General features: G+C 48.0%; 22 protein-coding genes. 8 read left to right on the top strand and 14 right to left on the bottom strand.

The genetic code is table 11. The features are described from left to right. Positions 1-4 precede the first annotated feature (4 nt). From AC1DXC_RS10665 to AC1DXC_RS10655, 3 genes are read left to right on the top strand one after another with little or no spacing between them, the layout of a single operon-like run. Entirely contained in the window at positions 5-601 is a 597-nt protein-coding gene (locus AC1DXC_RS10665) for a TMEM175 family protein (protein WP_477459137.1), read from the top strand. Beyond that, a complete protein-coding gene (locus AC1DXC_RS10660) occupies positions 594-1,148 on the top strand; it encodes a pyridoxamine 5'-phosphate oxidase family protein (RefSeq protein WP_477459136.1) in 555 nt (184 codons plus the stop codon). The genes AC1DXC_RS10665 and AC1DXC_RS10660 overlap by 8 nt, the downstream gene beginning before the upstream one ends. 50 nt (positions 1,149-1,198) lie before the next feature. After that, positions 1,199-1,753 (top strand): hypothetical protein, encoded by a 555-nt coding sequence (locus AC1DXC_RS10655; RefSeq protein WP_477459135.1) that lies wholly within the window; start codon positions 1,199-1,201, stop codon positions 1,751-1,753. 177 nt (positions 1,754-1,930) lie between these two features. Here the strand turns inward: AC1DXC_RS10655 and AC1DXC_RS10650 are convergent, their stop codons facing one another. After that, positions 1,931-2,575 (bottom strand): YceH family protein, encoded by a 645-nt coding sequence (locus AC1DXC_RS10650; protein WP_477459134.1) that lies wholly within the window; start codon positions 2,573-2,575, stop codon positions 1,931-1,933. A gap of 214 nt (positions 2,576-2,789) precedes the next feature. Between AC1DXC_RS10650 and AC1DXC_RS10645 the strand changes: the two genes are divergently transcribed. After that, the gene (locus AC1DXC_RS10645; protein ID WP_477459133.1) at positions 2,790-3,593 is read left to right on the top strand and encodes an SDR family oxidoreductase; all 804 of its coding nucleotides are present in this window, start codon (positions 2,790-2,792) and stop codon (positions 3,591-3,593) included. Position 3,594: 1 nt separating this feature from the next. Here the strand turns inward: AC1DXC_RS10645 and AC1DXC_RS10640 are convergent, their stop codons facing one another. The 11 genes from AC1DXC_RS10640 to AC1DXC_RS10590 all read right to left on the bottom strand — a co-directional run bounded on the left by AC1DXC_RS10640 (position 3,595) and on the right by AC1DXC_RS10590 (position 14,996). Beyond that, positions 3,595-3,993, bottom strand: a complete 399-nt coding sequence (locus AC1DXC_RS10640; RefSeq protein WP_477459132.1) for a group III truncated hemoglobin — start codon at positions 3,991-3,993, stop codon at positions 3,595-3,597. Further along, on the bottom strand, positions 3,990-6,644 hold the full coding sequence (locus AC1DXC_RS10635) for an alpha-L-rhamnosidase (RefSeq protein WP_477459131.1): 2,655 nt from the start codon (positions 6,642-6,644) through the stop codon (positions 3,990-3,992). Before AC1DXC_RS10635 ends, AC1DXC_RS10640 begins: the two co-directional genes overlap by 4 nt. A gap of 107 nt (positions 6,645-6,751) precedes the next feature. Further along, on the bottom strand, positions 6,752-7,489 hold the full coding sequence (locus AC1DXC_RS10630) for a 3-keto-disaccharide hydrolase (protein WP_477459130.1): 738 nt from the start codon (positions 7,487-7,489) through the stop codon (positions 6,752-6,754). Positions 7,490-7,518: 29 nt separating this feature from the next. Beyond that, the gene (locus AC1DXC_RS10625; protein WP_477459129.1) at positions 7,519-9,234 is read right to left on the bottom strand and encodes a GMC oxidoreductase; all 1,716 of its coding nucleotides are present in this window, start codon (positions 9,232-9,234) and stop codon (positions 7,519-7,521) included. Between the two features lie 22 nt (positions 9,235-9,256). Further along, positions 9,257-10,369, bottom strand: coding sequence for a PfkB family carbohydrate kinase (locus AC1DXC_RS10620; protein WP_477459128.1), 1,113 nt, complete (start codon positions 10,367-10,369; stop codon positions 9,257-9,259). Positions 10,370-10,373: 4 nt separating this feature from the next. Next, entirely contained in the window at positions 10,374-11,108 is a 735-nt protein-coding gene (locus tag AC1DXC_RS10615; RefSeq protein ID WP_477459127.1) for a glucosamine-6-phosphate deaminase, read from the bottom strand. A 177-nt stretch (positions 11,109-11,285) separates the two neighbouring features. Then, complete coding sequence (locus AC1DXC_RS10610; RefSeq protein ID WP_477459126.1) at positions 11,286-12,377, bottom strand: Gfo/Idh/MocA family protein; 1,092 nt, start codon at positions 12,375-12,377, stop codon at positions 11,286-11,288. A 9-nt stretch (positions 12,378-12,386) separates the two neighbouring features. Next, positions 12,387-13,070, bottom strand: coding sequence for a GDSL-type esterase/lipase family protein (locus AC1DXC_RS10605; protein ID WP_477459125.1), 684 nt, complete (start codon positions 13,068-13,070; stop codon positions 12,387-12,389). A gap of 339 nt (positions 13,071-13,409) precedes the next feature. After that, positions 13,410-14,096: an ATP-dependent Clp protease proteolytic subunit gene (locus tag AC1DXC_RS10600; RefSeq protein ID WP_477459124.1), complete on the bottom strand. Its 687-nt coding sequence runs from the start codon at positions 14,094-14,096 to the stop codon at positions 13,410-13,412. A gap of 113 nt (positions 14,097-14,209) precedes the next feature. Then, positions 14,210-14,476 carry a hypothetical protein gene (locus AC1DXC_RS10595; protein WP_477459123.1) on the bottom strand — a complete coding sequence of 89 codons (267 nt, stop codon included), beginning with the start codon at positions 14,474-14,476 and terminating at the stop codon, positions 14,210-14,212. After that, on the bottom strand, positions 14,457-14,996 hold the full coding sequence (locus tag AC1DXC_RS10590; protein WP_477459122.1) for an RNA polymerase sigma factor: 540 nt from the start codon (positions 14,994-14,996) through the stop codon (positions 14,457-14,459). The genes AC1DXC_RS10595 and AC1DXC_RS10590 overlap by 20 nt, the downstream gene beginning before the upstream one ends. A 556-nt stretch (positions 14,997-15,552) precedes the next feature. On the opposite strand from AC1DXC_RS10590, the gene AC1DXC_RS10585 reads away from it, so the two are divergent. The 4 genes from AC1DXC_RS10585 (at position 15,553) to lysA (ending at position 19,725) form a co-directional block, all read left to right on the top strand. After that, the gene (locus tag AC1DXC_RS10585; protein WP_477459121.1) at positions 15,553-16,116 is read left to right on the top strand and encodes a Crp/Fnr family transcriptional regulator; all 564 of its coding nucleotides are present in this window, start codon (positions 15,553-15,555) and stop codon (positions 16,114-16,116) included. A gap of 95 nt (positions 16,117-16,211) precedes the next feature. Then, positions 16,212-16,601 (top strand): RidA family protein, encoded by a 390-nt coding sequence (locus AC1DXC_RS10580; RefSeq protein WP_477459120.1) that lies wholly within the window; start codon positions 16,212-16,214, stop codon positions 16,599-16,601. A 425-nt stretch (positions 16,602-17,026) separates the two neighbouring features. Beyond that, positions 17,027-18,337, top strand: a complete 1,311-nt coding sequence (locus AC1DXC_RS10575; protein WP_477459119.1) for an aspartate kinase — start codon at positions 17,027-17,029, stop codon at positions 18,335-18,337. 179 nt (positions 18,338-18,516) lie between these two features. Next, positions 18,517-19,725, top strand: coding sequence for a diaminopimelate decarboxylase (gene lysA, locus AC1DXC_RS10570; RefSeq protein ID WP_477459118.1), 1,209 nt, complete (start codon positions 18,517-18,519; stop codon positions 19,723-19,725). Here the strand turns inward: lysA and AC1DXC_RS10565 are convergent. Both AC1DXC_RS10565 and AC1DXC_RS10560 read right to left on the bottom strand, forming a co-directional pair. After that, positions 19,722-20,414, bottom strand: a complete 693-nt coding sequence (locus tag AC1DXC_RS10565; RefSeq protein WP_477459117.1) for a hypothetical protein — start codon at positions 20,412-20,414, stop codon at positions 19,722-19,724. The two genes, lysA and AC1DXC_RS10565, sit on opposite strands and share 4 nt — an antisense overlap. Positions 20,415-20,548: 134 nt before the next feature. After that, positions 20,549-21,199 carry an HAD family hydrolase gene (locus AC1DXC_RS10560; protein WP_477459116.1) on the bottom strand — a complete coding sequence of 217 codons (651 nt, stop codon included), beginning with the start codon at positions 21,197-21,199 and terminating at the stop codon, positions 20,549-20,551. Between the last annotated feature and the right edge of the window lie 190 nt (positions 21,200-21,389).

The raw sequence follows: 21,389 nt of genomic DNA, 5'->3' as shown, positions 1-21,389 counted from the left end.
TAGTATGGGCAAAGGCCGTATAGAAGCGTTTAGCGATGGTGTTATAGCCATTATCATCACCATTATGGTGCTGGAATTGAAAGTGCCGCACCACGCCGATATCGAGGGGCTTTTACCTCTGTTGCCTGTATTTATAAGCTATGCGCTTAGTTTTATATACGTGGGCATTTATTGGAACAACCACCACCACATGTTCCATGCGGTAAAATCTGTAAACGGGGCTGCTTTGTGGGCCAATCTGTTTTTGCTATTCTGGCTTTCGCTGGTACCATTCGTTACTTCCTGGATGGGCGAGAATCACTTTGCCACCTGGCCGGTAGTATGCTACGGTGTGGTATTGATAATGTGCGCGGTTGCCTACACCATTTTAGCAAGGGTGCTCATACGACACCATGGCGAGCATTCCCTGTTGGCCCGGGCATTAGGTGGCGACTATAAAGGAAAGGTTTCGCTGGGAATATATGTAACTGCAGTGGCGCTTTCATTTTTTAATGCATGGCTTGGTTTTGCGCTGTATGTGGTAGTGGCATGCATTTGGTTTATACCTGATAGGCGCATAGAAAATAAAATAGGGCATGAGGAGGGCCCGATAGGTGGCTAAATTTTTTGATGAGATTGGTGATAAGCATCGTGAGTTTATCACCGCACAGAAGATATTCTTCACAGCATCGGCACCGCTTGATGCCGCCGGGCATGTAAACCTGTCACCTAAGGGGATGGATAGCTTCCGGGTACTATCAGCCAATCGGGTAGCCTACATGGATATTAACGGCAGTGGCAACGAAACATCGGCACATATGCTGGAGAACGGCCGTATTACCGTCATGTTCTGCGCGTTTGATGGCCCACCCAATATCCTGCGCCTGTATGGTAAAGGCTATACGGTTTTGCCCGGGCACGATGAGTGGGACGAACTATCCGCGCTGTTCCATCTGCCGCTGGCTGCCAGGCAGGTAATCGTGGCCGATATAGATAAGGTGCAAACCTCCTGCGGCTTCGGCACCCCATACTACGAATACCTGGGCGAGCGCGACCAGGCCATCAAATGGGCCGAAAATAAAGGACCCGAAGGCATAGAAAAATACCAGGCCGAAAAGAACCGCACCAGTATGGATGGGTTACCTACGGCGATGTTTGATGAGTTTTAATGATGTCATCAAATAATTAAGTTTTGTCAGCGCGGCGAGTTGCCTCTAAAATGAGCGAAAGGAGATATCTAAAAGAATTTGTCTTTATCCAAATTGCGGTTGAATTTGGCAAGGATACGGTAACTCCTAAAAGTTTGTATCTCAAGCTGATGGAATGGACGAGGCTATTGCGTGAGTCTAACGATTCCCGAATTAAGGCTTTCTATGATTCAAGCTTTTTATATTTTGAACGTTTTAACATAGATGAATATCAACTGGAACCCTTGTGGTATGATTTCAATGAGCTTATCAATTATGACTTTTTGAAACCAACACCTGCCAGATTGGAGACAGCGGTGCTTATCGTAAGAGATATTCTATGGGAGATTATAGCTTTTAAGACAGACAGACACTGCAAGTTGTTAAAAGAAGATAACCTGAGATTGTTAACGGATGACAAAAGGGAAGAAGTGTTTTTTTGTTGCGACGCCTGTTCTTACACGGAACGTTTGGATGGCAAGCCAATAGAACCGACTGGGATTCTTTTTCCTGCGACTAAAGCGCAGATTCTTAAATATAACATCCGCCCTTATAAATATAAAAGGGACAATGATTTTCCGGAATAATCGCTCAGAGACGTTCCGGTGGGGACGCCGGAACTGGGGTAAATATTAAATACGTCATGCCGAATTTATTTCGGTACCCCATCTGATTAGTTCGTGGCGATGCAAAGCCGCTGGCATATCGGCTACTTTTATGATGGGGTTCTGAAAAAATTTCAGAATGACGAGTTGGGTTGATTATTACATCAGCTCCTTCATCAATTTATCAAAAGCCTCCTTTAATTCCGCCAGTTCGATTTCAATCTTACTTAACCTCGCCTCTAATTCAGATGAAGAGCGGCGCACAGGTTCGTCGATAGCATCATCTTCGGGGATGGTGCCGCCTAGCAGGTGGCGGTAGCGCACCTCTTTTTGGCCGGGTCGTTTAGGCATTTGCTCTACGTAAGGCATGTCGCCATCGGCAAGTTTCTCTAGTATGGTTTGCACCTCGTCCAAATCGTCAAATTCATACATCCTGCCCGAATTGGAGTTTATCTCGCCAGGCGTAAGCGGGCCGCGCAAAATGAGCAGGCAAATCACGGTAACTTCTGATGGTACTACCGGAAACACGATGCCAAAGTTATGTTTATACTTAATGGCCCTGCTGCTGCCGCCGGTTGCAGTAGATATCAACCCCTTGCGTTTCAGGGTATCCAAAGCAAGCGTTACCTCACTATCGCTATAATCCACTACCGGCTTGCGCGACGATTTTTGGTTGCAGGCAACGGTAAGGCCATTTAGCGTCATGGGGTAGTAATCGGGCGTGGTTTTGCTTTTTTCCATCAGCGAACCCAAAACACGTAACTCGGTATCGGTTAAAACAGGTAAAGATTGCGGCGTATCCATACGCGAAGATAGTTAACAGTTAGCAGTTTTCAGTGGGCAGTTAGCGGATGTTAGATTGCCAGTAAGGACACCGACAATTTGGGAGGAGTAAAATTCACATCATCTCTCACGGGGCCGGTGTCCTCACCTGCACCTTTTCGGTAAATGGTTCTCGGCAGCAAAAAACTGCCTGCTGCAAACCGTCAACTGCCAACTGATACCTATCTTCGCCACCATGACGATAAGTATTTTAGGTTGTGGATGGTATGGATTGGCGTTGGCAAAAGCACTATTGGTCGATGGCATAACGGTAAAGGCTTCTACCACTTCCCCGAATAAGCTCCCCATATTGGAAGCCGAAGGGATAAAGCCATTTCTTATCGATTTATCCAATGAGTCGCCCTTGAGTGCTGCTTTTTTTGAAGCTGATATCCTCGTCATCGCCATACCCCCCAAAGCACGCTCCGGTGCAGGGAGCGAGTATGTGCCGAAATTGCAACGCGTGATTGAGGCCGTTGACAAATCGCCCCTAAAGAAAACGATACTCATCAGTTCCACCGGCGTATATGCCGATTTGAACGAGCAGGTTGACGAGCAAACACCACCTCAACCAAACACCCCGGCCGGACAGGTGCTGTTTGATGCCGAGGAGTTATTCCGGCGGCAAACAGGGTTTCAAACCACCATCATCCGCTTCGGCGGCCTCATTGGCCCCGGCCGCGACCCGGGCAGGTTCTTCGCCGGGAAAAAGGATATCCCTAACGGATTGGGCCCCATCAACCTCATCCATCTGGACGATTGCATCGGCATTACCAAAGCCATTATCGCGCAGGATGTCTTCGGCAAAACCATTAACGCCGTTGCGCCACATCATCCTGCAAAAGGCGAATTTTATACAATTGCTGGCGCTAAAGCAGGATTAGAATTGCCGGTTTTCCTGCCGGATTTGAAAGAGTGGAAAATTGTGGATAGTAAGGTGGTGGGCCGGGAGCTTGCTTACGACTACAGTATTGCGGACTGGCTCAATTGGCTAGTGTAAGCTATTGAATCCCGAACGACCTGTTCTTGAAATATGCAATCTTTAGTTCAAACATTTCGGCCATTTTGGCGGCGCGCCATTTGGCCTCATCGGCTTTTTCGCCTGCAAATAACTCATCTACTGTTTTGATGAATAAGGCCATCCAGGTTTCGAAATGCTGATGCGCTACCGGTAATTTCGCATGTGGCGGGAAGGGGCTGCCGAAATAAGTATGCTCGCCTAATAATACGGTTTGCCAAAAGCGGTACATCTTTTCGAGATGCACGGGCCAGTTATCCTGTATCACTTCGTTAAAAACCGGGCCCAACAGGGCATTCGCTTGAATCCTATTGTAAAAGGTATCTACGAGCAGTTTTATGTCGTCAATCGTTAATATCGCGGGTCTTTCGTCTATCTTCATTTCACTTCAAATTGAAAGGTGCCGGCTGTTATGGCATAATCTTTAACGCTGTTTACCAATTTTCCGTCTAAATATGCTTTTTTACCCTGCGGGAAGCTGATGCTTGCCGTGGTATTTGCGGGAATGGTGACTTTGTATTCCACCGCATCGCCATTGCGTTTCCACGAAGAAATAATCTTGCCATAAGGCCCGGTGTGCGAGGCCTCGAACTGGTTTAGCCCTGCTACGAAGTTCGGTTTCAACACTACGTGCTTAAAGCCCGGCTGCTTTTCATCGGGCTCGATGCCGCCGATACCCCGGTACAGCCAGGCACCGATACCGCCGAACATGATATGGTTGAGCGATATATCGTGCTTGGCATCTATGGCCCAGTTCTCGTAAAGCGTGGTAGCACCGTTCACCATCCACCAACCCCAGGATGGGTAGGTTTCCTGCGCAGCAACTTTGTAAGCCACATCGGCGTAGCCGTTATCGCTAAGCGCATTCATGATGGCCTTTCCGCCCAATATCCCAACATCCAGGTGGAAGTTATCAGTTGCTACGCGTTTAGCCAAATTGGCGGCTACACGGGCTTTATAGGTATCCGGCACGATGCCCATGAAGAGCGGCACGCTCAGCTCTGTTTGCAGCCCGGTGTTGTAGCTGCCGGTTTGCTCGTTCAGGTATTTATCGTTAAACGTTTTCTTTATCTTAACTTGCAGGGCGGTGTATTTGGTGTAATCGTCGCTCTTGCCCAGTAGTTTGGCAATTTTGGTAAGGATGGCCACATCGGCGTAATAATAACATGTAGAGGTAAGCTCTACCGGTGACACGGATTTAACCGGCACCCAATCACCAAGTCCCCAACCGCAAAGGCCAGATGGGTAAAGCTGGTTGATGTGTTCTACGTAACGGCGGATATTATCGTAATTATCGGCCAGTATTTTCTGGTTGCCGTAAAACATGTAGACGTTCCAGGGTATCATGGCCACGGTGCTGGTCCAATCAGGCCCGTTGCCCCATTCATAGCCCCAGCCGGCCGTTGGAATGATGGAAGGCAAAACGCCATTGGGCTGCTGCTCGTCGCGGTGGTCGGCCATCCACTTTTCGTAAACGGTGATGCCGTCGAAGTTGTATAGGCCGGTTTCTGATGCGATGATGGCGTCGCCTGTCCAGCCGTTCTTTTCTCGCTGCGGGCAATCGGTAGGGTAGCCAAAAAGGTTGCTGAGGTACGAGTTATTGGTGGCATACCATATTTTGTTGATGGTGGGGTTAGAGGTGTTTACGTTTCCCACAGGCGCAACGTCGCTATGCATAAAATAACCGGTAAGGCTTTCTTTGGTTAATTCTATGGGTTCGGTGCTGCTCACCTCCACGTATTGGAAGCCCTTGTAATTGAATTTGGGCATAAATGTTTCGGTGCCTTTGCCGCTCAGCGTAAAGATATCAACCTGGAAGGGGTCCTTATCATCGGTGGGGCGATAGTGCAGGTCGATATTGGAAAGATCTACATGGCCGTCCTTGTATAGCCTTTCGCCATGTTTCAGGCTGATAACGGTACCTGCTTTGCCGTTTACGGTTATCTTGCTTACGCCGGAGATGTTCCTCCCCAAATCGAAAACGTAATTGCCATTATCCATTTTGCTGAGGGTTTTCGTGGAGATTTCTTCCACTGCGCGAATGGGTACCACCTGCTGCGATACGATATTTTGCGATGGGGTGGGGCGTGCAAAGGCCTGCTTCCATTTGGTATCGTCGAAAGCTGTGGTGTTCCAGCCGGGTTGATCGAGCCGGGCATCGTAATGCTCGGCGGTATAGATGCTGTTGAGGGTTATGGGGCTCAGATCAGTTTTCCAGTGTTCGTTGCTGGTGATGGTTTCGAAAGTGCCATCGTCGTAGGTAATCCGCAGGTCGAGGCAGAAGGTGGGCCGTGCCCGCCACGCGGCCAAATGGAAATCCCAAACGGCGGTGCTTTGGTGGTTGTACCAGCCATTACCCAGCAACACGCCGATGGCGTTTTTGCCTGCGGCTATCTGGGCCGTAACATCGTAAGTAACATATAGTGTGCGCCTGTCGAACCGGGTGTACATAGGGTCTAACCTGTGGTTGCCAATTTTTTGGCCATTGATGTATAGCTCGTATAAACCCGCCGCGGCGATATATGCTCTTGCCGATTTTACCTTTTTGCCCGTGCTGAATGTGGTGCGGAAGTAGGGGGCTGGTTTTACGTTAAAGCCGTTCTCGTCGCTTATCCAGCTGCCTTTCCAGTTGCCCATGCCCATCATGCCGGTTTCGAAGCTGCTGATGGCCGATGGCGTTGCTTTTACGACGTTTTTATCCCAGGTAACAACACGCCAGTAATATTTAGTAAAGGGCTGCAGGCCCTTGCCCTGGTAAGTTGTTAATATATCCGCAGAAATAATTTTAGCCGTTGCCCAGGCTTTGCCGGTTCCCTTGCTAACCTCCGCTGAATCCATCCCTACGATGATTTGGTAGGCCGTTTGTGAGGCTCCCTGACGGTTGTCTGCTATCATCCAGCTTAAGCGCGGATGCGGCGAATCGACGCCGAGCGGGTTTACCAGGTACTCGCAACGCAGGTTTACGGGTTGGGCGGCAAAAGAATTAAGGGAGACGAACAGAAAACAGGCAAGCAGTTGGATATATAATTTCATGGGATGGCTAATATCGAAATTAGCGCGGGGCTTAGCAAGGGAAATACGGTGCTTCGCATCCCCATCTGTCTGGTGCAGTCTCCCGGTACTTCACTCACTGTATTTCCTTACAATTTCCTTATCCTGATGTTCCTGAACCAAACATCAGCCCCATGATCCTGCAAGGCTATGCGGCCTTTTTTGAAAGTGCCAAAATCGGGATAGTCCTTGAATTTGCTGTCTGCGACGAGTTTTTTCCAGTTATCGGTCCATAGCTTGGTGGTAAGCACCTGCTCTTCGTTGATGAAAATATTCAGCACGCCGCCGCTTACCAATATCATGGTTTTGTTCCATTCGCCTGCGGGCTTTACGTTATCTTTGCTTATCGACATCAAATCATAGAGGTCGCCGGCGCGGTGTTTTATCAGGAAACCATCTTCATTTTCTTTATTATCGCATATCTGTGTTTCTATGCCGGTATGCCAGCTGTAAGGATACTTCCTGGGGTCCTCGTTCACCAAAAAGATAATGCCGCTATTGCCTGCACGCGAGATTTTCCATTCCACACAGAACTCGAAGTTCTCGTATTCGTTATCGGTAACCAGGTCGCCTCCATTTTTGCTTTGCCAGTTGCCCTTTTGCGAGGCATCTAAATGCAGTATGCCGTTTCCGGCCTTCCAGGCTTTGCCTGCTTCGGTTTTACCGTAGGTATGCCAGCCTTTGGTGCTTTTACCATCGAAAAGCGGTTTCCAGGTGGTGTCGGTAGAGGTGGTGCTATCTGTGGTTGCTGCGGTAGTATTTTTTTTCGACGAATTGCAGCTGCTCATGAGCGCCGCCGCAAATATTAACAGTAAAAAGCCTCTCATAGTACTTAGTTTATCAATCTCACAAAACGTTACAAATTCCCTTTTTTCATTTCGCCTACTGCGTAGGTTGCCGCACGTGCGGTTAGCGCCATATACAAAATAGACGGGCTTTGGTTGCCGGTGCTGGCCATACAAGCGCCATCGGTAACGAATACATTTTTACAGTGGTGTAATTGGTTCCATTCATTTAGCAGCGAGGTTTTTGGGTCCTTACCCATACGTACGCCGCCCATCTCGTGTATATCTAACCCGGGAGCCTGCTTATTGTTGTAGGTGCTGATATTTTTACACCCGGCTTTTTCCAGCATCTGGCTGGTTTGGGTAAGGAAATCCGTAATCATCCGTTCGTCGTTATCATCATAACTTACGGAAGTTACCAGCAACGGGATGCCCCACTGGTCTTTTTTATCCCCGCTGAGCCTAACATGGTTGCTTTCCTTAGGTACGGTTTCGCCCTGCAGGTAGGCATACACATGCCACGGGCCCGGTTCGCACATATCGTCTTTGTACTGTGCGCCAACCTGGCCCTGGCCGGTTTCGGGCGTATGCTGGTCGCGGTAGGCATTCATAAAAGTAGTGTAGCCGCCATAGAAGTCGGTTTCCTGCTTATGCAGGTTGCGGAAGTTTACGAGAATCAGGTCTGTTGGGTTACGCCCGAAATAATATTTATCCAGGAAACCATCTATATCGGCATTAACCGAAGCACGGTAATTATGAAAGGCGATGTATTTGCCCAATAAGCCGCTATCATTCCCCAAACCATTTGGGAAGCGGTTTGATTTGGAGTTGAGCAACACAAGGTTACTATTGAGCGCCGAGGCGTTCAGGAAGATGATGCGAGCCTTGTACTCAATAACTTCTTTGGTGTTTGCATCTATCACCCTTACGCCGGAGGCCTTACCCAACTTGTCATCGTAAATAATGGAGTGTACAACCGAGTGCGGACGAATAGTTAAATTTCCTGTCTTTTTGGCCCAGGGTAGGGTTGAACTTACCGAACTGAAGTACCCGCCGAAGGGGCAACCGCGCATGCACATATTACGTGCCTGGCATTTGCCGCGCCCCTGGTCAAGGTGCACCTGTTGCGGGTCGGTTAGGTGCGCCCATCGGGCATGCACCAGATGGCGGTCGGTATAGTTTTCGTTAAGTTTTTGTTTGATGTGGGTGAGGGGCGCGTTCATGTCGAAAGGTTTCATGAACTCGCCATCGGGCATGGCCTCCAGGCCATCTTTATTGCCGCAGATGCCAATGAATTTCTCTACATGGCTGTACCATGGCGCAACATCTTTATAGCCTATGGGCCAACCAATGCCGTAGCCAAAACGCTCGGGTGCGGTGAACTCGAAATCGCTCCAGCGTTGGGTGGCACGGCCCCAGGTTAGCGATTTGCCGCCGACCTGGTACCCGCGTATCCAGTCGAAAGGTTTTTCCTGTATGTAGGGGTGGTCGGCATCTTTTACGAAGAAGTGGTCGCAATCGTCGCCGTAGCCTGCGGCTTTAGTTATCAAGGGGTTTTCTTGCTGCTGCTGCCGGTTGATGCGCCCGCGGTAGCGGAACTCCCAGGGTGGGGTGGTGGCGGTGGGGTAATCTTTTATGTGCTCCACATTGCGGCCACGCTCAAGTACTAAGGTTTTTAAGCCCTGTTCGCAAAGTTCCTTGGCTGCCCAGCCGCCGCTGATGCCCGAGCCGATCACTATTGCATCGTACGTTAGCGACGCAACATCATCCTTCATAGTTAACGACATGTAGATATCCTTATAATTGGTATTATAAAGATGAGGAAATTAATTGTGAAATATGATTATTTAACTGAGGTATGGTAGGACTTTCGCCCGATTTTATGTAACAATTTGATGAGGAATTGGCGAGGATAAGCGAGGCCCCGGCATCCAGCCCCAGCAGTTGACCGAGGCTGAAACCCGCGTTGAAGTTATCGCCCGCGCCGGTGGAAACTGTTGGGTTTGAAATAAAAAACGGTGTATCTGAATAGGTACCCGATGCATCCCAGGCCAACGAAATTTTTGAAGTATGGATGATAAGCGTACCCAGGCCCAATTGGGGGAACAGGGCATCGCCGATAGCCTGTAAATCACGCGGGATATCCGCATTGTTGAGTATCTTATACAAAATACCCGCCTCGTTGCGGTTAAGGCTGAGCGTTACACGACCGTGATTGCCGAACTGCTTTATCAGCCCCAGGGCTGTGTTGATGGCTTCAGCGCTGCGTTTGGAGCAATCGGAAAGGTCGAAAAAGAAATGCCGTTGGCTGCTTTTTGCTCCTTGAAATACCTCATCAAGCAGGCCCTGCCACATGTTATTGGAGTGGTCCGGCTCGCTCCAGTTAACCAGGCAAACTAAATCAGCATCCCCAAATATAGCTTTAAGCTTTGGCAAGCCGATGGCAGATTTGATTGCCTGCCAATCCGCGTGGTTAAGGTCGGTCATTTGTGCCAGCATGATTTTACCATCGGTAAATTCCATAGCGGTGGTGAAGCCGGGGTTGGTGAAGCTGTGTAGCGTGCAGTCAGGATGCATGTCCGCAAACGCTGCGTGCACCGAGGGCAACCCGAAGGCTCCCACGCAATCTACACCCGCCCCCATTTGTGCCATGGCGTTGGCAATAATGGGCATGTTGCCGCCAAGCTTCAGTTGTTGCTCTTCGCTCTCCAGGCTAAAGCCGCTGCCGCTTTTGGCCGAGATATAATCGCCGAACTGCATGATGGTTTGGAAGTGCTCCGTTTCGCCGTTTTGGGTTTTGTTGACGACCACCTTTACGATGGAATCGACAAAACCATCGAAACCTGCGGCAATTTTTTTGTTGCCGAGTGTTGAAGCGGCATTTTCCAGGCTTTCCTTTATGGCAGTAAGCTTATCTCTCATTCGATCAGGATGCGTGTTCCAATTGGGATGCTGCGCCGCTATCCAGCATGATGCGGGCATGCGGTATGGTTTGCAATATAGATGCCGGCACATCGGTACCCACCACGCCTTGCAGGCTTTCGGCAATGATGCCTGCCTTTTTCGCGCCGGAGGCAATCAGTACAGCTGTTTTTGCTTCTCTTAAATGCTGCAAACCGAGCGTGATGCCTTGTGTCAACACGGTTTCCTGCTTGAAGTACTTCTGGCCAACCTCCACGGTGACAGGTGCTAATTCAGACAGGTGCGCATACAGATCGAATGGCGTGCCAGGCTCATTCAAACCCAAATGCCCATTCATACCTATACCTACGATCATAACATCCAAACCGCCGTGGCTGCTGATGAACTGGTTGATGCGCTCGCATTCGGCCTCTAAATCTTCGGCTTTGGCATCAAACATCACTACGCGCTCCGGGTCGAGGTCCAGGTGGTCGAAAAAATTGGTGTGCAGGTAATGCTTACAACTGCCATAGTCGCGCTCGTCCATTCCCACCCATTCATCCAGCCCGATGACGGTGCATTGGCTAAAATCTGCTTTGCCTTCTTTGGCGTATTCCACCAAATACTTCAGCATGCCCGATGGCGATTCTCCCGAAGGAAAAACGATGAGGGAGGTTGGTTTTTCGGCAAGGTGGGCGGCAACCAAATCGGCGGCGGCTTTAGACATATCGTCGGGGGTGGGGTATATGGATATTTTCATTTTGTCGTCATTATTAGCGTGTTTTAAAATTCCCCTCTTGAGAGGGGGCGCGTCGGAAAGGTGCGGCGGCAGGGGTGTGTTCGCGACGCGGCATTTCGTTTTAGTAAGGCATCACGCCTAACACACCCCTCCACCCCTCTCAAGAGGGGAATCGCATGAGGGCCCTGCTTTTTATCGTTAAATTTCTTTATAATCCAGCCACAGATCCACCGGCTTAGCAACCTTCGCGCTAAAAGGCAAGTTTACCTTTTTACCCTGCCCTGCCGATGCATAGGCTGCATATATCAACTCCATAACGGCGCGGCCATCGTCGCCGGTTACTAATGGGGTTTTATCTTCGCGTACGCATTCAATAAAGTGTTTCAGTTCGTGCGGGTAGCCCTGGTTAAATACCTCTTCAAATACCGTGAAGCTCCAGCCTGCAGTGGTATCGGCTTTTTCCATCGCGTAGCCGTAGCCTTCCCTGCTGTAAGTAATGGCGGCATTCCCCATAAACAGGTCGGCGTAAATTACGCCACCGGTGCCGTATATTTCGCATTTATCGTCCATGCCGCCGTGCTTGGCCCAGCTGCTTTCGGCAATACAGGTTACGCCGTTCTCAAATTCTACAATCACTACGGCATTATCCTCCCCCTTGGTGCGGCCCTTATGGAAAACGGTGTCCATGGTGGCATAAACGCTTTTTACTTTGGTGTGGTTGGTCATCCAGCGAAACCAGCCTAAGGCATGGCAGCCCATATCCATCAGTACGCCGCCGCCTGCCAGGTTAATATCGTAAAACCAGTCGGTATGCGGGCCGCTGTGTTTTTCAGATTGTTTGAGCATGTACACCTCGCCAACAGCACCTTCCTTTACCAAATGCCTTGCCCGCTCATATTTTGGCGCGAAGCAGAGTTCTTCGGCATACATCAGCTTTACGTTGTTGGCTTCGCAGGTGGCAATCATTTCGTCGGCCTCTTCCAGCGTAACGGCCAGCGGTTTTTCGACGATAATATGTTTGCCGGCATTAGCTGCCTTGATGCAGCATTCAGCATGCAGGTAGTTGGGTACGCAAATATCCACTACCTCGCAATCAGTATTGGCAAGCAGGTCGTCGACATCGCTGAACCATTGCGCGATATGGAATTTATCTGCAAAGGCTTTGGCTTTCTCTGGGTTGCGGGCGTAAACGGCGACAACTTCGGCTTCCGGAATGAAACGATGGTACGATTCGAGGTGGATGTCCGAGATAAAACCGGCACCTAATATGGCAACTTTAGTCCTGTCCATTATCAAATATTATAGGTATTTCATTTTTTTAAGGTAGTCTACCCAAATTACGTAAGCTTCTGGTTTCAGGTGGAGGCCCTCGTAGGTGTATTCGTCTTTCAGGCGGCCGTTCTTATCGGCGAATAATTGGGTGAGCGTTATATAGGTATAATTCAACGCAGCGGCATTTGCCTTTAGCATGGCATTTACGCGCGGAATGTGCTCCGCCTTATCGTAATGCTGCGGGAATTTGGCATGCAGCGTATTCAGCGGCAGGATGCTTTGCACGTAAATCTTTGTATTCGGGCTTTTGGTGTGCACCTGTTGTATTATCTGGAAGTAATTATAAGCAATAACCGAATCAGGGATATCCTTACCGATATCGTTGATGCCTATAAGGATGAAAAGCTTTTTGGGTTGGCGTGCGGTAATATCATCCAGCCTTTTTAGTAAACCGAAGGTAATGTCGCCGCCAATGCCCCGGTTAAGTACGGTAGTATCGTTCAGCAGCTTGGCCCAATTGCCCGCCTCGGTAATGCTATTGCCTAAAAAGATGGTAACGCCTTTAACGATAGGCTGCTTGCTGAAAATAGCGAGGCGCTGCGGGGTATGCTCGGGGATAAACGGGATAGTATCGAAGAGGCTTTGGTTCGTCGGTTTTTTTTGCGCCTGCGCCATAAAAGGCAGCAGTAGCAGCAGGAAAAAGTATTTCATTGTAGTTTACTTTGGCGGTTTAAAAATACAATAAAATGTCTGAATCAGAATTTCTCACGTTATAATAGACTTTATAATGTGTTCGAGAGGGCTTCGCCGTTTTCAGGATTATAGAATTTTTATGATGCCAATTAACTTTGCTGCTATGAGATGCGCAGCGACATTGTCTGAACTCGAATTAAACGAATTTATAGAATTTACAGAATGGAAGAGCTAAGCATAATTCTGTCAATTCTTTAATTCCTTAAAATTCGAGTTCAGACAATCAGCGAAATCTAAAAATCATTAAAACGGCGTAGCCCTCTTGAGCACCCTAAAAAACAAAACGACCACGAAAAATCAGCGGTTCGGCCCTAATATCTCATCAATCATCCCAAACTCCAGTGCCTCGGCAGCTATCATCCAGTGATCGCGGTCGGAAACTTTATAAACGCGTTCGTAGGGTTGGCCGGTGTGCAGGGCGGTTATCTCGTACAATTCTTTCTTCATTTTAGTGACTTGTATGGCCGCTATCTCGATATCTGCTGCAGTACCCTGCGCCCCGCCGGATGGCTGGTGCATCATCACCCTTGAGTGGGGCAGGGCTGCGCGTTTGCCCTTGGCACCAGCGCAAAGCAGCACCTGCGCCATAGATGCTGCCATGCCGGTGCAGATGGTGGCCACATCGGGCGAGATGAATTGCATGGTATCGTAAATGCCCAGCCCGGCATACACCGAACCGCCGGGAGAGTTGATGTAAATTTGTATATCCCTTTTTGCATCTGCCGATTGCAGGAACAGCAATTGCGCCTGGATGATATTGGCCACATGGTCGTCAACAGCGGTACCCAGGAAGATGATACGGTCCATCATTAGGCGACTAAAAACATCCATCTGCGAGATGTTGAGCTGCCGCTCTTCCAGAATATTTGGCGTCATGCCGGTGGGCAGGTTGGCGGTGTTTACCCGGCTGATAAACCTATCTACATGCAAACTATTGACATGGCGATGCCTCACCGCGTATTTGCGGAACTCATTTGTATTCATTTCTGTAAAATTTAGTTGTGTTTTAGAAGTGCGCAGCCTCGCCCTGCCCTCTCCAAAGGAGAGGGTTCTGAAAAGATTTTAAAGTCCTCTCCCTTGGAGAGGAATAGGTGAGGTTATCGGAATAATCCCAGTATTTTTTGCTTAAAGCTTTGATGCTGCGGCAGGGTGAACAGTTGGTTATGCACATCGCCGATGATGCTTACAAGGTTTTTGCGCCCATATTGCTGCACCAGGCCAAGGGTTTGTTTGTGCCATTGCACTTTTAGGGGCAGTTCGGCATCAAGTAAAAGCTTTGCCTCAAAAAGCAGGGCTTCATCGGGCGCGGCGGTGCATTGTACGTGCTGGTCTATTTGCTGTATCTCAGTCAATAAAGTCCTCATAAGCCAAAGCGTTTTGTTTAATGGTTTCGCGTACTTTTTCCAGGCATTTGTATTTTTGCACGGTTACCGAGCGTTCTCCCGAATAGCCAAAAAGTCCGGATATTTGTTTCATGGGCAGCTTATCGTAATAAAAGGCGCTCAATAGCTGCATGCACCTTTGTCCTGCGGTTTCCAGGTATTGGAGGAGTTTTTCAGCAACGGGTTGCGGTTCTGCTTCATCGGGCAGATCGAATCCCTCGAATGCATCGATAGAAACATCGTATCGCCCATCCCTGAATTTTTTAAACCACAGGTGTTTTGCAATGCCCCCCAGGTAAGCGCTTTCGGTTTTTTGCAGTTCGAGCTTATCGGCTGCTGCCTTCTCGTAATAAATAACCAGCGCGTCCTGGAAAACATCGCGGGCATCATCAAAGCTGCCGCCCAGTTTGGCAACGTACCGCGCCACTGCCGGAAAAGTGCTTTTATAAAGCCTCATTATGAGGGCTTCGGTTTCGGCGTGTGTGTGTTTTACTGGCATCATATCTGCGTTTAATAGTATGTGCAGGATTTTGGAGGATTATCACCCTAAGGTGAGAAAAAAATATCTGAATCAGAATTTTAGAATGAACAGAATGTTAAAGCTATTATTCTGAAAATTCCGCAAATCCTGAAAATTCTGATTCAGACATTTGCGGTAGGGATAGCAGCGGAAAACCCACAGCCGTGTGGTGGGTCGCGTGCAGGGAGGGGCGAGGATTTGCAGCGTATAGCCCGGGCTGAAAGCACCGCCCAAAATTTTTCTGAACTCGAATTTTTCGCGCTTGCTTGATTTTTAACGGTACTCAAGAAGGCTACGCCGTTTTATGGAAATTTAGGAATTTACAGAATGCCTATTGTAGCTCAAATTCTGTCCATTCGATTAATTTCTTAAAATTCGAGTTCAGACATTCGCGGTTGGAATGGGAGCAGGGAAGTAGAGCGTATTTAGTGGATGCCGATGCGTTGATGGTTATTATATAGATAAATCTGGCTTTTGAGGCGGTTTGAAACGTACCGGTAATCTCCTAACTTTATCTTCATTAATTCAGTGGCACCAAATGCAGCATCCGTTAAGAGAGCATATAGAAAAAATAGTGACGTTAACCGACGATGAGTTTGCATTTGTACTGAGCCACTTTACCTTTAAAAAATATAAGAAACACCAGTTTATTATTCAGGAAGGTGAACCGGTTAAGTACCATTATTTTATACTAAAGGGGCTTTTAAAATTAGTTTATACCGATGATGCCTTAAAACAGCACATCGTATCCTTTGCGATGGAGGACTGGTGGGAAAGCGATTTTTACGCCTATTATACGCAAACCGAGGCCACTATGTCGTTAGAGTGCCTGGAAGATACCGAGGTGCTTTGCCTTGCCCTTTACGATTATAAAAAGCTTTGCGATGAGCTGCAGCAGATGCAGCGTTTTTTTTTGGAAAAGGCAAATTTCGGTTTCCTGGGCGCGCAGCGTCGCATTATATCCTGGCTAACGGCTAATGCAAAAGAGCGTTATGAAAAGCTTCTGAAACAGTACCCATCCCTTGTTCAGCGCGTACCAAAGAGCCAGCTTGCCGCTTATTTAGGCGTCTCCCGCGAAACTTTAAGCAGATTGCACCTCTGAGTGTGATATACCTCACCTGATAATAGTGAGGTATGTCAACAGCCAAAACCAGTCCTTATCCGGAATTTTGTATCATAACAATTAGATGTAAAACAATGGAAAAGCAAATTATCAATCCCTGGAAATGGCAGAACGAACGCAGCTATGTGCAAGCTGTGGAAGTAAAAAATGCTGAAGGCACGCTGTATGTTTCCGGGCAAACGGCAATAAGTGCGGATGGTATATCGAGCGATGAAGATATGAGATCGCAATTGATCCAAGCACTGCAAAATTTGGAGCAGGTGATCACTACAGCCGGTTATGAGTGCCGGAACATCGTACGCCTCAATATCTACAATACTTCAAGTGAAGAACTTTGGCCAAACTTTCCCATCTTCCAGGAATGGATAGCTAAGCACGATGTAAAATCGGCGGTAACCCTGCTGGAAGTAAAGAGCCTTTTCGAAACCTTGAAGATAGAACTGGAAGCGACGGTGGTGAAGTGATGGAATTGCTCGATCATGGCGATGGGTTTAAAACTCATCGCTATGGTTAAGCATTCAAATTTTTGAATGACAGATCAAGAAATCCTAAAATCAGGTAAATCACGGTTCAGATATTTGCGGTAGGGATAGGAGCGGATACCCGCCGTGTGGCTAAGGCCTGTGCAGTATGAGCGTATAGCCCGGGCTGAAAGCACCGTCCATGAATTCGTCTGAACTCGAATTTAAGGAATTTTAAGAATTTACAGCATGCCTATCGTAGCTCAAATTCTGCCCATTCGATTAATTCCTTAAAATTCGAGTTCAGACAACCATCCCGATTCAGATAATTTCTACCAAACCAGTAGAATATTGCTTTAAAATCCTATTTTTAGCGCCGCAAACGCCGGTGCATGCATGCCGGCGATTTTTTTAAGGGAAAACATAGAATGAAAGTTTTAAAATTTGGCGGTACATCGGTAGGTAGCCCCGACCGTATGAAGAAGCTGCTGGATATCATCAACCCCGCCGAGCAGCAAATTGTAGTGCTGTCGGCCGTATCGGGCACTACAAATAGTTTGGTAGAAATTGGACAGGCGTATCTTGCAGGCGATAAGCAGAAGGCCGCTCACCTTATTACCATATTAAAGGATAAGTACGAAGTATTTATAAAGGAACTGTTAGCCAAGCCGGAATTTTACGAACAGGGTAAAGAGGTGATTGATTATCACTTCCGTTTATTAAGCGGCCTGGCAAACGACCTGTTCACCCCCATAGAGGATAAGATTATATTAGCGCAGGGCGAGTTATTGTCGACGACGCTTTATCATATTTACCTGAAGGAAATCGGCGTGCCCAGCGTACTGCTGCCTGCTTTGGAGTTTATGAAAACCGATGAGGACAGCGAGCCGATTGTTGACCACATCACGTCTCAGCTTACGCCTTTGTTGGAGCAAAACATAGCTAATAATCTGTTTATTACTCAAGGCTATATTTGCCGCAATGTGTTTGGCGAGGTGGATAACCTGCGTCGTGGCGGTAGCGATTATACGGCATCACTCATCGGCGCGGGCATCCGCAGCGAGGAAGTGCAGATATGGACCGATATAGACGGTATGCACAATAACGACCCGCGCATCGTAAAGGGTACCAAACCCATTGCGCAACTATCTTTCGACGAAGCTGCTGAGCTGGCTTACTTCGGCGCGAAGATATTGCACCCGCAGAGCGTGTTCCCGGCGCAGAAGTATAAGATACCGGTGCGTTTGCTGAATACTATGGACCCACAGGCCACGGGTACCTTGATTACTAACGACAGTGAGAAGGACAAAATAAAATCCATTGCCGCTAAGGATGATATTACCGCCGTTAAGATACAAAGCAGCCGTATGCTGCTGGCGCACGGCTTTTTGCGCCGCGTTTTTGAGGTGTTTGAGCGTTACCGCACCAGTATCGATATGATTACCACCTCGGAGGTAGCGGTATCAGTAACGATTGATGACACTACTTACCTGGGTGAGATAACGAAAGAACTGGCGGCCTATGGTTCGGTAGATATCGACGTGAACCACACCATTATTTGCGTGGTAGGCGATTTTGGTGCCGAGAAGCATGGCTATGCAGCACGTGTGCTGGAAGCTGTAAAACATATCCCGGTGAGGATGATATCCTACGGCGGTAGCGACCATAACATGAGCCTGCTGGTAAAAACAGAAGATAAGGTGGAAGCACTGAGGAGCTTGCATAACAGGCTGTTTTAATTTCGGAATTCGGAATTGCGATTTCGGAGTTTAATTTAACAAAAGCGTGATTGCGAGGTGGTGAGCCTCACCTAAATCCTCTCCAAAGGAGAGGACTTAAAAAAGAAAAAAATTAGAACCCTCTCCTTTGGAGAGGGCAGGGTGAGGCTAACGGAAGCACACAAAAGGAAGAAGACAAAATGTTCAAACAAAATACCATAGAACGCTTTGCGGGGATTGAGACCCCGTTTTATTACTACAACATGGATGTGTTGCGGCAAACGCTGGATGCCTGTCGCGATGCGTCGTCGCAATATGGTTTCCATGTGCATTATGCCATGAAGGCTAACTTTAATACTAAGGTGGTTGATGCTGTACAGTCGTACGGTTTTGGGGCCGATTGCGTGAGCGGTAACGAGGTGAAAGCCGCTATTGAGCATGGTTTTGATAAAAGCAAGGTAGTTTTTGCAGGCGTGGGTAAATCTGATAAAGAGATAAACCTGGCGCTTGATGCTGATATCTTCTGCTTCAATGTAGAATCGATACAGGAACTGGAGATTATTGACGGTCTGGCGAAAGCAAAAGGTAAAGTGGCCGGGGTTGCCATCCGCATAAACCCCAATGTTGATGCGCATACGCACCATTTCATTACCACCGGGTTGGATGAAAACAAATTCGGCATCAATACCTGGCAACTGCACGATGTGGTGGTAATGCTGCGCAAATGCGCCAACCTTAAGTTTTTAGGTATCCATTTCCACATCGGTTCGCAGATTACGGATATGGAGGTGTACAAAAGCCTTTGCATCCGCATCAACGAAATGCAGGACTGGTTCGAGAACCATGGCTTCGCGATAAAAATATTAAACACAGGCGGCGGACTAGGTGTTGATTACCACAATCCGGACGGTAACACCATTCCTGATTTTGAAAGCTACTTTAAGGTGTTCAAAAAGTTCCTAAATGTAAAACCCGGTCAGGAGGTGCATTTTGAGCTGGGCCGCGCATTGGTGGCGCAATCGGCTTCGCTGATATCGCGCGTGCTTTACGTAAAAATAGGGCAGAAGAAGAACTTCCTGATACTGGATGCCGGCATGACTGAGCTGATGCGCCCCATGCTGTATCAGGCGTACCATGTTATTGAGAATTTGAGTCAAGATAAGAGTCAAGAATCAAGAGACAAGAATCAAGAAGAAGGGAACCATTCACCACTCCCAACTTACCACTCACTAAAATACGACGTAGTAGGCCCCATTTGCGAAAGTACAGACTGTTTCCGTAAGGATGTTGACCTGCCTGAGTCTTTCCGTGGCGATTTGATTGCCGTGCGTACTGCAGGCGCTTACGGCGAGGTAATGGCATCGCATTATAACCTGCGCGATGCCGTGCAATCGGTATACTCGGTTTAAAAGCTATAACCCACACCCAACTGGATCCCGCCCGCAATTAAATTTGAGGCGAATGCCGTGGTAGCATGCACGTTGATACGGTTAAATTCGGCAAAGAATGAGCCGCCCGTGGTGTAAAAGCCATTTTCGTAAGAATTATTTGCGTTTTGCAGATCCTGGTTTACCTTGCCCGTAGTTTTATTGAAAAATACCTTAAAGCCAAAATTAAGATCGGCTTTTGGGTGGAACACATATTCGGTAAAAATGCCGTAGGTTAACATGTCGGCACGCGGAGAACTTAGGATATCAGGCTGGCCGTATACCGATTTCCGGAAAGCAAGGTAATCGCCGCTTTCGTGGGTGTAAACCAAATCTGCACCCAACACCCTGAAATCAACGAGGGCATTACTGAAGTATACAGACGCAGAACCGTTAAAGCCGTAACCGGTAAAACTTTTAGAAATATGAGTTTCGGTAGTTTGGGTTTGCCCGCTGCTGTTAGTTGTACTGCTGCTTTCGTTTCTGCTGTAACCGCCCGTGTAGCCCAAAACACCATAGCTTAGGTTTACGTTTTTAAGTGTATGCGACTGGTAAATGTTTAATAAACCGCTGGTTGAAGACCCCTGGCCGGATGCGCCGCTTTGCGTTAACAATACGCCTGATATATAAACCCTGCTTTTTACAGAATCCTGCGATTGTGGCTTAATCATCAACTGCACGTCGTTTTGAAATAATCCCGGTGCATAATATTGTTTTGAGCAGGAGGATAGCAAGCACGTAACAAATAGTGCAAGCAAAATAAAGATGTTCAGGTTTTTCAATTGGTTATTAATTTGCCTACAAGTTACACCAATCCTTTTATATAATCGTCATTAAAATCGGGCGCGAAGTGCAGAATATTGTCTAGCGCAGCAAAATCTTCGATGGGGTGGGTGGTCGTCAGGATAACGGCCTTCATGCCGGCATTGCGGGCCGCTTCGGCACCTTTGGGTACATCTTCGAAAATGATGCAGTCCTCTGGTTTTACGCCCAATAAGGCAGCCGGTTTGATGAATGATTCCGGGTCGGGTTTGCTATGGGTAACGTCGTGCGCGCTTACGATAGCCTTAAAGTAATGACGGATGTTGAGGTTATCCAGCACAAAATCGATATTGGATGGGATAGCCGCCGAACCTATAGCCATCGGGATACCGGCTTGGTGCGCACGCTCCAAAAACTCGCCAAGGCCGGGCAGCAGTGCCAGTTCGCTGATGAATTCGCGGCGGTATTGTTCTTCTTTATCCTCAGATAATTTATCCATTTCCTCGGGGCTGAATTTGCCCTCGCCGAACAGCCTTACCAATACTTCGGCATTTTTGCCGTACATGTTCTGCTTTATCTGCTCATCGGTAAAACTACCGCCCAATACTTTGTTGGCTACGCGTTTCCAGGCGGTGGCGTGGTAGGGCATATCGTTTACCATAGTGCCGTTAAGGTCGAATATAAATGCTTTCATCGGCCGCAAAAATAATCGAATGCAGGCAAACCGCCTCAAAAGTTTAACCGTATATCTTACATATAATACTAATATTTTCCGTTGCGCCCTTTATACCGGTTATAACTAAGGAATGTGCTGAAAGGTTAAGGATAAAGTTGCATAGATGGGAGCGGTGCGAGTAATTGTTTCAGCAGGGCCCCTAGCACAA

The sequence above is a fragment of the Mucilaginibacter sp. P2_D11 genome, from assembly GCF_056404435.1.
Note: the sequence above shows the minus strand (reverse complement) of the source record. Positions and strands in the feature narration are given on the sequence as shown.